Origin of the sequence: Alkalihalobacillus pseudalcaliphilus (genome assembly GCF_028610675.1) — a bacterium.
Lineage (GTDB): Bacteria > Bacillota > Bacilli > Bacillales > Bacillaceae_D > Alkalihalobacillus > Alkalihalobacillus pseudalcaliphilus.
This window is the reverse complement of the sequence record NZ_JAQQWS010000013.1, coordinates 66,743-80,166: the sequence shown is the minus strand read 5'-3', so window position 1 is coordinate 80,166 and position 13,424 is coordinate 66,743. Positions and strand designations below refer to the sequence as shown.

The following is a 13,424-nucleotide window of genomic DNA, read 5'->3' as shown; positions in this document are numbered from 1 at the left end:
TTCCACAGTAGCTCAGTGGTAGAGCTATCGGCTGTTAACCGATCGGTCGTAGGTTCGAGTCCTACCTGTGGAGCCATACATAACGATTCAGAGTCATTTTTCTAGATATACTAGACAAGTGACTCTTTTTTACTGTAATTTTGGTAGATGCTTCACCTAAAGAACTCTTTAAGGTTGAGGTGTGGCTAGTAGTTCAAACGTTATATTCATGATATGATTAATAAAGATACAACGTATGTAAAGTGTCATTGAGGAGCGAGTCGTTTTGGTGAAAACAAATGAAAAATATATAGCACAGCCTTTTTTAAAGTGGGCTGGTGGAAAGCGTCAGCTATTGCCTGAAATAAAAAAATATATACCTGAAACGATCAATACATATTACGAGCCATTTGTAGGTGCGGGTGCGGTATTGTTTGGTGTCAGTCCAGCTCATGCTGTTATAAATGATGTTAATAGTGAGTTAATTAATGTTTATCAAGTAATAAAAGATGATATTGAGGCATTAATAGAAGATTTAAAAAAACATCAGAACGATCCCGAATACTTTTATGAAATTCGTAATCTTGACCGGACAGAAGTTTATCCAACATTATCAGGTGTTGAAAAAGCTTCTCGGATCATTTATTTAAATAAAACTTGCTTTAATGGATTATATCGGGTGAATCAGAAGGGTCAATTTAATGTACCGTTCGGTAAATATAAAAATCCTCAAGTTGTGAATGAACCAGTATTAAGAGCTGTTCATCAATATTTTCAAGAAAATGAAATTACTATTTTAAACGGTGATTTCGAAAAGACGGTTGAACGAGCTAGTGAAGGTGATTTTGTTTATTTTGATCCCCCGTATGATCCGGTTTCTGATACGTCTTCTTTTACAAGTTATACATTAACCGGCTTTCAAAGAGAGGAACAGTATCGACTGCGAGACTTGTGTGTAGAGCTAGATAAGAGGGGTTGTAAATTTTTACTAAGTAATTCGGCGACTGATTTTATCAAAGAGATTTATCAAGAAAAGGGTTTTACCATTAAAATCGTTTCTGCTTCTCGTAATATTAACTCTGTTGGTTCAAAGCGTGGAAAAATAGACGAAGTTCTTGTGCTGAATTATGAGTCTAACTAAAACCGATCGGGCTTGGGGGATTTTATTTGAGCGTTACCAGATCGTTCGTAAGGTAGAAGAGCACGGATACTTTGTCATCGCAGCGAAACAAATTAGGGAAGAAAGAGAACCGAGATTGATGGCTAAATTTGATCACTACTCTAATTTGCCACAAATCTTTAGAGAAAATCAATTAGCGATATTGCCTGTTTCTCGTTCTAGCTACATAATAGGACCATTTGAAGTGTACCATAAGGTCAATTACTTAGAGAATGCGAAACCTAAGGCTATCGACTTTCCTCGTGAGATTACGACCATTGATCCGACTAATATTTATTCTGAAAGTGCTGCTTTGCATTGTGCTTATTTGACAGGCATGATTGACGATTTAATGAATGAGCAAATGAGGCATACGATTTCAGGCAGAATGTCCTCTAAGGAATTTTCATTTGAAATTAAGAGTCATAACGCTCGTAGTCAAACAATAGGTGTCACAAACTCTCAAGTTGAAATAGATGGTGGTTATGAAGGTCCTACTCAATTTATTGTCGTAGAGGCTAAAAACGAGACTGTAGATGATATATTAGTTCGTCAGCTGTATTATCCTTATCGACTTTGGCAAAAAAGAACATCTAAAATCGTAAGACCTGTTTTCTTTACGTATTCTAATGATATTTTTAGTTTCTTTTTATATGAATTTACTGACCCTACTAACTATAATTCGTTGCAGTTATTGAAGCAAAAAAATTATATCATCGCACATGAACGAATTTCGCATGATGATATAAATGGTATTATGAGAAGCGTTACAACGATAGAGGAGCCAGCGATTCCGTTTCCACAAGCAGATTCTTTCCCGCGGGTCATTGATTTATTAGGATTGCTTGTAGAGAATGATTTAACAAAGCAAGAGATTACAAGTAACTATAATTTTGATGAGAGACAATCGAGTTATTACACAGCAGCTGGAATATACTTAGGGCTTATTGACAAGTATCAAGACGAGCAAAGGCAGGTTCTGTTTACATTAACTGAAAAAGGTTATACCATCATGCATCTGCCAACTCGAGAAAAGTTTCTCGCATTAGTAGAAGCTGTATTGAGTCATCAAGTTTTTCATCGGGTCCTTATTGAGTACTTTAAGAAAGAAAGTATGCCTAAAAAGGAAGATGTCGTACGTATGATGGAAGCCAGCGATTTGTATCAAGTAAAGGCAGAGTCAACCTATAAGAGGAGGGCATCCACTATAATGGGTTGGATTAATTGGATTGTTCGTTTACCAGATATGTATGCAAACGAAAGGGATTAACAAAAGCAGGGTGTACTGCCCTGTTTTTTATCATAAAAAGGGCTTGCAATTAAGCTGTGATCGTTTTAAAATTAAATTTGTCGCAGGATTATGCTTCCATAGCTCAGTAGGTAGAGTGCTTCCATGGTAAGGAAGAGGTCACCGGTTCAAGCCCGGTTGGAAGCTTATTAAAAAACGTTGATGGATAGCACCTTTAGAGATAAAAAGGTGCTATTTTTGTATTCTTATTTGCAGGTATAAACTTAATTATTTTAAGAATGGAGCTTGCAACAGGGTACACATTAGAACGATAAGTGATAAAGATTGGCCGATAGTGTCTATGATCTACCAACAAGGCTTGGATACAAAGCTCGCATCCTTTCAAGAGAAAGCACCTAGGTGGAGTGAGTGGGATGAAGGGCATAATTCTGTATGTCGGTTTGTAGCGACTGTGAATGAAAGGGTTGTAGGTTGGATTGCTCTAAGTCCGGTTTCTAAACGTGAAGTATATAAAGGTGTTGCTGAGCTAAGTGTGTATGTAAATACCCAATTTTCTGGTCAAGGTATAGGGAGTATTCTTATGACTACTTTACTTGTTGAGGCTAAAAGGGAAGGGTTTTGGACGAAACAGTCTAGTGTCTTTCCAGAAAATAAGGGAAGCTTGAGTTTACACATGAAACACGGCTTTCGAAAGGTTGGAGTAAGGGAAAAGATTGGTCAGCTAAACGGTATATGGAGAGATACTATACTATTAGAAAAAAGATTTCCGTCACAACATCATGACAATGTGAAACATTTCACAAATATGTAACCATTTCACTTATTATCAGACTGTTTTCTATTTTATAATAAAGGTAGAGGTTCATTCCTTTATTTTAAATAAAAGAGAGGAGTTTGAACAAATGTATAAACGAATTTTAGTTGGAGTAGATGGGTCACATCAATCAGAGCATGCTTTAGCACGAGGAATTGAACTAGCCAAACAGTTTGAGGCTGTTCTTATTATAGGTCATGTTATTGATGTTCGTAATTTACAAGGAACACATACCTTATACACTGGTAGTTTAATTGAAGCTTGGAAGGATAAAACTACCCTAATGCTTGAGAAATACAAAAAGGAAGCCGTAGAAAAAGGCGTTCATGAAGTGGAAACTTATTATATAAATGGTAGTCCGAGAGCGGATGTATCAAAAAAGCTTGTGAAGGAGAAACAAGCGGATTTATTAATTACTTCGAGAACTGGTCGAAACCGCATCGAGCGTTTTTTAACTGGTAGTGTCGCAGAGGCATCTATCTATCATGCGCCAAGCGATTATTTGATGGTACGTGATTGTGAAGAACCAGAAAAAAATGACTATCAAACCATTCTTGTTGCGGTAGATGGGTCTCCACAAGCAGAAAATGCTTTTATACAGGCGGTTAAGATTAGTAAAAAGAATGGGGCGGCACTAACTATTGCCAATGTTATACCAAATATGGTTTATGTGAATGGAGCTTTAGTCTCGGTGGCCGTACCTAGTAACAATGAAGCGATGAAACAAAGTCAAGAGCTTGTATATGGATACAAAGCGCGTGCAGAGGAAGCCGGTATTGCGAATGTGCAAGTCGATATCTCGATAGGTGACCCGCGTGATATGTTAATTGGGTTAGTGCCTAAGGAGGTAAAACCTGATTTAATGATTTGTGGAGCGACTGGGCAAAGCAAATTAAGCCGAATCGTGGTTGGTAGTGTGGCTGATGCGATGTTACGTCATGCGAAGTGTGATGTTTTAGCGGTGAAGTTAAAATAATATGAAGACAAAACCCCCAAGTGATTGGTCTATCGTTTGGGGGTCTGGCTTTATATTTCGTTGGTCAGGTTTCTAATCCATTATTATTTGCAGTAAGAAGCGCCAATGATTACTAATAGGATGAATAGAACAACGATTAGCGCAAACCCATTACCGCAACCGCCACCATAACCTGCAACAGGTGCGTAGTTATATCCGCCACATCCGTAGTTAGGTCCACCGTACATACATACACCGCCTTTCAATGGGATAATACACAATATGCAGAAGGCTAGTATAAGGTTTTGGGCAAATGAAATAAATATTATGTAACCCGACAGAGGTGAAGTAAAAACAGGATACTCATTAGTGGAATTATGAAGGAATGGGTTTGTTTGTCGTGCCACGTCTGTAGCTTCTTTAATATACTATATTAAGCACGTCCACTTTATAAGACATGTCATAAAGGGTGGTGTTGCTTAATACATGGGTTAGGAGAGCGAGTCTGATGGTGAAATCTCATAATGAGGAGTCCCTATCACAGCTTTCTAAAGATGTTGAACAACTTAAATCCAAGCAAGAGTCGTCGGAGGGTCGTATTAGTCAGTTAGAAACTAAGGTTCAACTTCAGGAGCAGGCGCTAAAAAACTTAACTATTAGCATCGATAAAATTGAAGAGAATACGGTGTGGTTAAGGCAAACGATTACGCGAGCAGTGATTTTTGGGCTAGTGGGAATCGTCTTTAGCGTTTTAACAGCTGTCATTATGTGGGGCTTACGGATTGGTTAGAAAGTATTTAAAATGGAGCTGCAGCCCATTGCAACAAAAGCGACTGAATAAAGCGAGCTTGTTGCAAGAAAGCAGCTAGGTTAAACGAATGAGGTCGTTCATTTGTTTAACCCTTTTTAATGATTTCATCTTTTTTTAAACCTGTCACTGCCCCAATTAATTGAACATCAATACCGTAATCAAGCATACATTCAGCAACTTCTATTTTTGTCTTTTGTTTGGTCGTATAACGAACATATTCTAAGAGGTCGAGTAATTCCTTCTCATTAGTGGTATGATAAGATGACATAAGAATGGCTCCTTTTTTAATGGTCCTTCTTTCATTTTACAAACATACGTTCTTATTTTCAACTGTTTATCCTTCTAAAATTAAAAATAAAAAAAGTTGTAAAAAGGCTTGTCTTTTTTAATCTATTTGGGTATAATATTTTTTGTCAGTAAGGAATTAATGAAGTGGCCCGTTGGTCAAGCGGTTAAGACACCGCCCTTTCACGGCGGTAACACGGGTTCGAATCCCGTACGGGTCACCATATATTTTTTTACATACAGTTATAACTTTTGACTGTTAACAAGGAGAAGCGAGAAGATCGAGGATTAGGAAGTGTTCGAAAGAAGGAGCGTACCTCCGTACGTGACTGAAAGAGAATCACGAACTAGCCGAAGAAATTCGAAGCTAAAAGGACTGTTAACAAGGAGAAGCAAGAAGATCGAGGATTAGGAAGTGTTCGAAAGAAGGAGCGTACCCCGTACGTGACTGAAGGAGAATTACGAACTAACCGAAGAAAATCGAAGCTTATCCGCAGTTAAAATGGAGGATTAGCTCAGCTGGGAGAGCACCTGCCTTACAAGCAGGGGGTCGGCGGTTCGAACCCGTCATCCTCCACCATTTTATTTTATACACCTTATCTATGCCGGCCTAGCTCAACTGGTAGAGCAACTGACTTGTAATCAGTAGGTTGGGGGTTCAAGTCCTCTGGCCGGCATCTTTTGTGGAGGGGTAGCGAAGTGGCTAAACGCGGCGGACTGTAAATCCGCTCCCTCCGGGTTCGGCGGTTCGAATCCGTCCCCCTCCACCATTTGTTTTATTGGGCTATCGCCAAGCGGTAAGGCAACGGATTTTGATTCCGTCATGCGTTGGTTCGAATCCAGCTAGCCCAGCCATTAGAGCCATTAGCTCAGTCGGTAGAGCATCTGACTTTTAATCAGAGGGTCGAAGGTTCAAGTCCTTCATGGCTCATACTTAGAATGCTGCTTAATAGATTAAGCAGCATTTTGTTTAGCGGAAGTAGTTCAGTGGTAGAACACCACCTTGCCAAGGTGGGGGTCGCGGGTTCGAATCCCGTCTTCCGCTCCAAAAATTGAGGGGCCTTAGCTCAGCTGGGAGAGCGCCTGCTTTGCACGCAGGAGGTCAGCGGTTCGATCCCGCTAGGCTCCATATTTATATAAAACTCTAAGAATGAGGTAGTCCTTGTTCTTAGAGTTTTTTGATCGGTTTGTTAGGACTTATAGATTGGTTTGAATTGTTAGGAGCATGGAAGGAAATAGGGTCGATCATGTCGAGTTAGTGTTGGTCGACATGATGTAGGTTGAAAAAGGACCGGATCATGTCGATGAAAAGCAATGGTCGACATGATGCAGGTTAAAAAAGGACCGGATCATGTCGATGAAAAGCAATGGTCGACATGATGTAGGTTGAAAAAAGGACCGGATCATGTCGATGAGAAGCAATGGTCGACATGATGTAGGTTGAAAAAGGACCGGATCATGTCGATGAGAAGCGTTGGTCGACATGATGTAGGTTAAAAAAGGACCGGATCATGTCGATGAGAAGCAATGGTCGACATGATGTAGATTAAAAAAGGGACGGATCATGTCGATGAGAAGCGTTGGTCGACATGATGTAGGAGGAAAAAAGGCCGGATCATGCCGATGAGAAGCGTTGGTCGACATGATGTAGGAGGAAAAAAGCCGAGATCATGTCGATGAGAAGCAATGGTCGACATGATGTAAGTTAAAAAAGGACCGGATCATGTCGATGAGAAGCGTTGGTGGACATGATGTAGGAGGAAAAAAGGCCGGATCATGCCGATGGGAAGCAATGGTGGACATGATTTAGAGAGAAAAAAGGCTATAACATGTCGACATTACATAATATTTCAGAGCATCGAACAAATCTCTAAAGTTCGTCCCTTACTCACAGCTCAGCTTTTGATTCCCCTCATGTTTAATGTTTTATTTTATGATATAGCAGCAGCTGCTATATCTATCTCTATCATTACAAATGGGCACTTTATTCAATCTTGAAGAGGGTACTATGTGACTTTAGGATGAAAATTCAAATTAATCTTAAAACTTAGTTGACACATCGGATTTGTTTGAATAGAATGTCGGTATAGCTGACAACAGTTAGTATTCATTGTTTTTATACCTCCAAAAAAGTGTATCATCGAAGTGCTGAAGGTAAGTAACTTCATATTGTAAAAAGTGTCTGATTGGATCACCAAAAGCACTTTTCTTTCTGGTTATGGAAAGAGAAGTGCTTTTTTATTTTCTGGAAAAGGCGGGATTGTGATGAGGCTAATAAGATTTTTAACTTTGCTAGTAGGAGTCATGCTGATAGGAGGCTGCCAAGCTACTAGCTCGTCGAGTGAAGAGATTACTTCTATTTCGATTGGATATCAGAAGTTTGGAACTTTGAACATTTTGAAAGCGGAGGGGGCTTTGGAGGAAAGGCTGGAGGAATTAGATATTGATGTTGAGTGGCATGAGTTCCCTGCTGGGCCACAATTACTGGAGGCTTTGAATGGGGGTAGTATTGATTTTGGTCATACGGGAGAGGCGCCGCCGATTTTTTCTCAGGCTGCCAATGCACCACTTATTTATATAGGTAACGGTCCTGGTTCTCCAAAGGGCGAGGCAGTAATTGTCCAGAATGATTCTGATATTCAAGAAGTTACAGAATTAAAAGGAAGAAAGGTCGCTCTGAATCGAGGTTCAAATGTGCATTATTTGCTCGTGAAAGTACTAGAGGAATCAGGGTTAACGTTAGATGACATCGAGGTGGTTTATTTACCGCCAGCCGATGCTAGAATCGCTTTTGATCGTGGAGATGTCGATGCGTGGGTCATTTGGGATCCGTTTTATGCAGAAGCTGAGGTCAATTTAGAAGCTAGGGTGCTTCGTGATGGAACGGACCTAGTTGCAAATCGTGAATTCCTTCTCGCTGAAGAGAATTTCGCCAAAAATCATGATGATGTGATTGAAGTTATTTTAGAGGAGCTACGGGCAGTAGAGATTGAGGCGGAGGCGAATATTGAGGAGACGGCGGCATTTTTAGCCCCTGAAGTTAATATTGAGCAAGCGATTTTAAAAAAGGTGTTAGAGCGAAGAGGATTCGGAATTAAAAGAATAACAGACGATGTAAAGCTAGACCAACAGGAAATTGGCGATATCTTTTTTGAACTTGAATTAATTCCAGAGGCTATTGATATTAACGATGTCGTTTTGCCAAAATAATTGATTAATAAAATTTGGAAAGTAGGAAGGGAGTAGTGATGAATGAACGTATTATGGTTTTTGCCAACACATGGTGACGGTCGTTATTTAGGTTCTACAGTAGGAGGGCGCCCTGTCACTTATGCTTATTTAAAACAGGTGGCACAAGCGGTTGATCAGTTAGGGTATTACGGGGCGTTGCTGCCAACTGGTTCTAATTGTGAGGACTCGTGGATTACCGCAGCATCACTTATTTCGGAGACAGAGAGGATGAAGTTTCTTGTCGCGGTTCGTCCTGGGTTAATGTTACCAACCGTGGCGGCTAGGATGGCAGCGACATTGGATCGGCTCTCGGAAGGGCGTCTATTAGTCAATGTGGTTACAGGTGGAGACCCGGTTGAACTAGCGGGGGATGGTGTGCATGTAAATCATGCAGAACGGTATGAGATAACCAAGGAGTTTTTACATGTTTGGCGTCAACTGATGGACGGAAGGAAAGTTCAATTCCAAGGCCAACATTATGATATTAAGGAAGGTCAATTAAAGTTTCCGCCAAAGCAGAAGCCGTATCCAGCTTTATATATTGGAGGTTCATCTGAGGCGGCGATGGAAATAACTGCTGAACATATTGATGTTTTCTTAACATGGGGTGAATCACAAGAACAAGTAGCGAAAAAAATAGCGAAGGTAAAGGAATATGCAGCAGCGACAGGTCGAACGGTGCGCTTTGGAATTCGATTACATGTCATTGTTAGGGAAACGGAGGAGAAAGCATGGGAAGCAGCGGAGGAGCTTATCCAGTATATACGTGATGAGGATATTGAAGCGGCTCAAAAAGTTTTCTCACGTTTTGACTCTGTTGGGCAAAAAAGAATGTCTTCCTTAAACAAAGGGAGCAGGGAATCGCTAGAAGTTAGTCCGAACTTATGGGCGGGTGTAGGGCTTGTCCGAGGAGGTGCGGGTACAGCTTTAGTGGGTAGCCCAGAAATTGTTGCCGCAAGAATGAAGGAGTATGAGCAGTTGGGGATTGAAACTTTTATTCTTTCTGGCTATCCGCATCTAGAAGAGGCTTATCGTTTTGCAGAGCTCGTTTTTCCGTTGCTAGAAGTATCAAAGAAGGTTGGAGAGGATACACAATGGCTTAGCCCTTTTGGTGGAATTGCTGCAAGATAATGATGAAAATGAAGAGTGGTGATTGAATTGCGATTTGTTAAGAAAGTAGCCCCTTGGCTTTTACCGATTAGTTTATTACTTATTTGGCAGTTCTTTGCTTATTTTGATTGGATTTCTTCACGTGTTTTGCCGGCTCCCTCCGATATTGTCACTTCAGCTATTCGATTGGTTAGTAGTGGAGATATGTTTGAACATATTTGGGTTAGTACAGAACGAGCTTTGCTTGGGTTAGCGATTGGTGGGACGATCGGTTTTATATTTGGCATTCTTAATGGTGTGTCAAAAGTATCGGAGACAATCTTTGATTCTTCTATACAAATGGTTCGTAATATCCCACATCTAGCCCTCATTCCTCTCGTTATTTTATGGTTTGGGATAGGAGAGCAAGGTAAAATCTTTTTAATTGCTTTAGGTGTGTTGTTTCCCATTTATCTTAATACCTTCCATGGTATTCGATCTGTGGATAAACAATTGATTGAGATGGGGAAAAGTTACGGACTAAAGAAAGTAGCATTATTTACTCATATTATTTTACCTGGTGCACTTCCTTCGATTTTAGTGGGGCTTCGTTACGGATTAGGAATCATGTGGGTGACACTCATTGTCGCAGAAACCATCTCTGCTCATGCAGGTATTGGGTATTTAGCGATGGATGCCCGTGAATTTATGCAGCTAGACGTTGTCATGTTAACGATTATTTTGTATGCATTATTAGGTAAATTGTCAGATTGGATTGCAAAATTATTAGAGTACCGCTTTTTAAAATGGAATCCGAGTTATCAAAAATAAGGAGGCGTTATTATGAGTGACCAACCTTCTTCTTTGCAAGTGAACCATGTCGCAAAATCCTTTGTTAAGGAAGAGGTTTTGAAAAATATTAACTTAGCTATCGAACCGGGGGAATTCGTCTCAATTGTTGGTAAAAGTGGATGTGGCAAGTCAACTTTACTTCGTTTGTTAGCTGGTTTGGATGAAGTGACGAGTGGCGTTATTCAATTAGGAGAGAAAAGGATAGAAGGAATTCAGGAAGAGGTACGTATCGTTTTTCAAAATGGTCGATTGTTGCCGTGGAAAACCGTATTAGATAATGTTGGCTTAGGACTTAAAGGAGATTGGAAAAAAAGAGCCATTCAAGCTTTGAAGAGCGTCCAATTAGAAGAAAAGCAAAACGAATGGCCGGCCTTATTATCAGGGGGTCAGCAGCAAAGGGTATCATTAGCTCGTGCCCTCATGCATCAGCCTTCCATTATGCTATTGGATGAACCGTTGGGTGCATTAGATGCATTAACTCGCTATGAAATGCAAAATTTAATAGAGAGGTTATGGATAGAACAGGGATTTACAGCCGTTCTAGTCACACATGACATTGAAGAAGCTGTAGCCTTATCAGACCGAGTTATTTTGATAGAGGATGGTATCGTTGCTTTTCAACAAAAAGTCCGATTGCCAAGACCACGTAATCGAACAAATCCAACATATACTCAATTGGTTGATACGCTTTTGCGTCGTGTCCTAGAAGAGGGTGACTCAATCTCGATCGCGGAAGCTTGAAGCGACCAGGAAATGTGATACCGGTCATGAGGAATGATCAGTGTAAAGGGCGGCATGTCGTTTGGATATGAAAAGATTGTAACCCTCGTTATGACATAAGGTAGCTGAGGTTGTTATAAAAGGGAAGTAAAGGTATCTTCGAGCTGAAAATAGCTACAAAGATGCCATTAAGACCCTTATAATCATGAAATAAAGGGTTTTCTCCACAAAAAGTTAGTAAGAATGAGAGTGGTTCAATGCAATGCCTCCGAACCCTTGCCAAAAGAATTACTAAAATAGAGAGCCGGTATGCTTTTATTCAGACTGCCCCACCTGTAGCCTTTTTGCATGAACAATTTAAAACCCGTCGACATTCATTTGTCGACGGGTTTTAAGCTTTTTATTATCGTCTTTTCATATATCGTTCATGGATTCATAGTAGGATTTGTGCTGTTAAGAGGTGCGTGCCACAGTGTTGTGATATTCATGAATTAACAAATCTAATTGCTGGCTGCAAGCGATCATGTCTGTTGATTGCAGGTCAGTATGAAGGGCCATTTTATTGAGCTTATCACGACTCTCTTCAATGTCAATTAATAGTCTCTCGACTGATTTATTATTCTTCATCGCTGTGATCCCCCTTGCAATATTAGTGAATTCATATTCTTGCTTGTGAATCTATTTCCCGAATTATCTTATTAATAAACATAAAAAGGAAGAAATTTAGAAAAAACATGGTAAAATAAAAATAAGTGAAACTTGTGTCCGATTTGTACGTAAACGATAGTAGAGAAATTAGGGGATTTGCAATGGATCAATTAGTGAAAAGGATTATACGCGAAGTAAAAAAAGGTGATGAACAAGCATTTGCCGAACTAGTCGAGCTTTTTAAAGATAAAGTATACCAGGTAGCTTATCGCATGGTTGGGAATTCTTATGAAGCCCAAGATGTTGCTCAAGAAGCTTTTTTGCGAGCCTATACAAATATTGAGCAATATGATGTGAATCGGAAATTCTCTACGTGGTTATTTAGAATAGCGACAAATGTGGCGATTGATAAGTTGAGAAAGAAAAAGCCTGATTATTATTTGCAAGAAGAGGTACAAGGAGCAGAAGGTTTAACCTATGAATCCCAGATAACTTCTGATGAAGCACTACCTGAAGATCAGGTTGTGACTTTAGAATTACAGGAATGGGTTCAGGATGAAATTAACAAGCTACCTCCAAAGTACCGGACCGTTATTATTCTTAAATATATGGAAGACTTATCGTTAAAAGAAATATCCGACATACTAGATATGCCTGTTTCCACTGTGAAAACAAGAATTCATCGTGGTCGGGAAGCTTTAAGAAAACGGATGAAGGATTTATAAGGGGGTGGATGGTATGCAATGTGAACCTAAATACAACGAATTAATTGATAAATATTTTGATGAAGAAGTGACAAGCCAGGAAAAGCTTGAGTTATACAGACATATTGAGAAATGTGCAACTTGCCGTGAGCATGTCATTCAATTAAGGAAAGCCATCGCCTTTGTTCAAAGTGCTTCTCATATTGAGGCGCCGGCTGATTTTACGAAAAATGTTATGGCTAGTTTACCGAAGAAAAAGACAACGTCTAAATGGAAATTCCAGCTACGAAAACACCCATTAATGACGGCTGCTGCTGTTTTCTTTCTCCTCATGACGGCTAGTGTATTTTCGATGTGGTTCGATAAACAAGAAGGAATATCAGTGAGTGGTCCAGGAAATGTCGTCGTTGACCATGAATCAGGGCAAGTGATTGTACCTGAAGGAGTTGTGGTAAAAGGCGACTTAACCGTTCGAAATGGTGAATTAGTTGTAGATGGTGAAGTCCAAGGCGATGTCTTGCTTGTGAATAGTAAGCCATATATGGCCTCCGTTGGAAATGTGACAGGTGAAATTAGTGAGGTTAACCAAGTGTTAGAGTGGATTTGGTATCATGTAAAGACATTTTTCACGGAAGTCATTTCAATTACGAATCGATAAAAACGGATGAAATAAGTCTAAGTATATGGCAGGCATATATTTATATAGGGGGATCTCTGAGTGATAAACAGAGGTCTCCTTATTTTTGGATTTATCTTTGAGATGGGTACATGTAATAGAATCATCAATTTGTGGGTGTTTTCTATGTGAAATGGCATGCATCTGGACTATTGCGGCCGCAACGCGAGCTGTTTTCCCGTTGAAGTGGCTGTATATTCTCTTTTACGGTCACATCACACAAAGTTTCCCTATTGAAGTTGGCTGCATCGT

14 protein-coding genes and 10 tRNA genes are annotated in these 13,424 nt (G+C 39.9%); 21 read left to right on the top strand and 3 right to left on the bottom strand.

Going from position 1 to position 13,424, the window contains the following annotated elements; all coding sequences use genetic code 11:
• The first annotated feature begins 1 nt into the window (after window position 1).
• The 6 genes from PQ479_RS18915 to PQ479_RS18890 all read left to right on the top strand — a co-directional run bounded on the left by PQ479_RS18915 (window position 2) and on the right by PQ479_RS18890 (window position 4,177).
• Window positions 2-76 (top strand) — tRNA-Asn (locus PQ479_RS18915).
• Window positions 77-268: 192 nt separating this feature from the next.
• Window positions 269-1,120: a DNA adenine methylase gene (locus PQ479_RS18910; RefSeq protein WP_047988233.1), complete on the top strand. Its 852-nt coding sequence runs from the start codon at window positions 269-271 to the stop codon at window positions 1,118-1,120.
• Window positions 1,107-2,408, top strand: a complete 1,302-nt coding sequence (locus tag PQ479_RS18905; RefSeq protein ID WP_047988026.1) for a type II restriction enzyme — start codon at window positions 1,107-1,109, stop codon at window positions 2,406-2,408. The genes PQ479_RS18910 and PQ479_RS18905 overlap by 14 nt, the downstream gene beginning before the upstream one ends.
• Window positions 2,409-2,500: 92 nt before the next feature.
• Window positions 2,501-2,573, top strand: a tRNA-Thr gene (locus PQ479_RS18900).
• A gap of 154 nt (window positions 2,574-2,727) precedes the next feature.
• Window positions 2,728-3,198: a GNAT family N-acetyltransferase gene (locus PQ479_RS18895; protein WP_047988234.1), complete on the top strand. Its 471-nt coding sequence runs from the start codon at window positions 2,728-2,730 to the stop codon at window positions 3,196-3,198.
• 91 nt (window positions 3,199-3,289) lie between these two features.
• On the top strand, window positions 3,290-4,177 hold the full coding sequence (locus PQ479_RS18890; protein ID WP_053070330.1) for a universal stress protein: 888 nt from the start codon (window positions 3,290-3,292) through the stop codon (window positions 4,175-4,177).
• Between the two features lie 83 nt (window positions 4,178-4,260).
• On the opposite strand, the gene PQ479_RS18885 is transcribed toward PQ479_RS18890, so the two are convergent.
• Window positions 4,261-4,404, bottom strand: coding sequence for a YjcZ family sporulation protein (locus PQ479_RS18885; RefSeq protein WP_083991194.1), 144 nt, complete (start codon window positions 4,402-4,404; stop codon window positions 4,261-4,263).
• Between the two features lie 260 nt (window positions 4,405-4,664).
• On the opposite strand from PQ479_RS18885, the gene PQ479_RS18880 reads away from it, so the two are divergent.
• Complete coding sequence (locus PQ479_RS18880) at window positions 4,665-4,946, top strand: hemolysin XhlA family protein (RefSeq protein ID WP_047988027.1); 282 nt, start codon at window positions 4,665-4,667, stop codon at window positions 4,944-4,946.
• Between the two features lie 106 nt (window positions 4,947-5,052).
• Here PQ479_RS18880 and PQ479_RS18875 read toward each other — a convergent pair whose 3' ends face one another.
• Window positions 5,053-5,235 (bottom strand): hypothetical protein, encoded by a 183-nt coding sequence (locus PQ479_RS18875; protein ID WP_047988028.1) that lies wholly within the window; start codon window positions 5,233-5,235, stop codon window positions 5,053-5,055.
• A gap of 166 nt (window positions 5,236-5,401) precedes the next feature.
• On the opposite strand from PQ479_RS18875, the gene PQ479_RS18870 reads away from it, so the two are divergent.
• The 12 genes from PQ479_RS18870 to PQ479_RS18815 all read left to right on the top strand — a co-directional run bounded on the left by PQ479_RS18870 (window position 5,402) and on the right by PQ479_RS18815 (window position 11,165).
• Window positions 5,402-5,476 (top strand) — tRNA-Glu (locus tag PQ479_RS18870).
• A 280-nt stretch (window positions 5,477-5,756) separates the two neighbouring features.
• Window positions 5,757-5,832, top strand: a tRNA-Val gene (locus PQ479_RS18865).
• A gap of 24 nt (window positions 5,833-5,856) precedes the next feature.
• Window positions 5,857-5,929, top strand: a tRNA-Thr gene (locus PQ479_RS18860).
• Window positions 5,930-5,937: 8 nt separating this feature from the next.
• Window positions 5,938-6,022 (top strand) — tRNA-Tyr (locus PQ479_RS18855).
• A gap of 10 nt (window positions 6,023-6,032) precedes the next feature.
• Window positions 6,033-6,107: transfer RNA gene (locus tag PQ479_RS18850), tRNA-Gln, on the top strand.
• 3 nt (window positions 6,108-6,110) lie between these two features.
• Window positions 6,111-6,183 (top strand) — tRNA-Lys (locus PQ479_RS18845).
• A 42-nt stretch (window positions 6,184-6,225) separates the two neighbouring features.
• Window positions 6,226-6,300, top strand: a tRNA-Gly gene (locus PQ479_RS18840).
• Between the two features lie 8 nt (window positions 6,301-6,308).
• Window positions 6,309-6,381, top strand: a tRNA-Ala gene (locus PQ479_RS18835).
• Between the two features lie 1,136 nt (window positions 6,382-7,517).
• Window positions 7,518-8,462, top strand: coding sequence for a sulfonate ABC transporter substrate-binding protein (locus PQ479_RS18830; protein WP_047988030.1), 945 nt, complete (start codon window positions 7,518-7,520; stop codon window positions 8,460-8,462).
• Window positions 8,463-8,504: 42 nt separating this feature from the next.
• Complete coding sequence (gene ssuD, locus PQ479_RS18825) at window positions 8,505-9,614, top strand: FMNH2-dependent alkanesulfonate monooxygenase (RefSeq protein WP_047988031.1); 1,110 nt, start codon at window positions 8,505-8,507, stop codon at window positions 9,612-9,614.
• Between the two features lie 27 nt (window positions 9,615-9,641).
• Window positions 9,642-10,403: an aliphatic sulfonate ABC transporter permease SsuC gene (ssuC, locus tag PQ479_RS18820; protein WP_047988236.1), complete on the top strand. Its 762-nt coding sequence runs from the start codon at window positions 9,642-9,644 to the stop codon at window positions 10,401-10,403.
• A gap of 12 nt (window positions 10,404-10,415) precedes the next feature.
• On the top strand, window positions 10,416-11,165 hold the full coding sequence (locus PQ479_RS18815; protein WP_047988032.1) for an ATP-binding cassette domain-containing protein: 750 nt from the start codon (window positions 10,416-10,418) through the stop codon (window positions 11,163-11,165).
• A 432-nt stretch (window positions 11,166-11,597) separates the two neighbouring features.
• On the opposite strand, the gene PQ479_RS18810 is transcribed toward PQ479_RS18815, so the two are convergent.
• Window positions 11,598-11,771 (bottom strand): aspartyl-phosphate phosphatase Spo0E family protein, encoded by a 174-nt coding sequence (locus PQ479_RS18810; RefSeq protein WP_083991195.1) that lies wholly within the window; start codon window positions 11,769-11,771, stop codon window positions 11,598-11,600.
• A 182-nt stretch (window positions 11,772-11,953) separates the two neighbouring features.
• Between PQ479_RS18810 and sigW the strand changes: the two genes are divergently transcribed.
• Both sigW and PQ479_RS18800 read left to right on the top strand, forming a co-directional pair.
• Entirely contained in the window at window positions 11,954-12,517 is a 564-nt protein-coding gene (gene sigW / locus PQ479_RS18805; RefSeq protein ID WP_047988033.1) for an RNA polymerase sigma factor SigW, read from the top strand.
• A gap of 13 nt (window positions 12,518-12,530) precedes the next feature.
• Complete coding sequence (locus tag PQ479_RS18800; protein ID WP_047988034.1) at window positions 12,531-13,154, top strand: anti-sigma factor family protein; 624 nt, start codon at window positions 12,531-12,533, stop codon at window positions 13,152-13,154.
• Window positions 13,155-13,424: the final 270 nt, after the last annotated feature.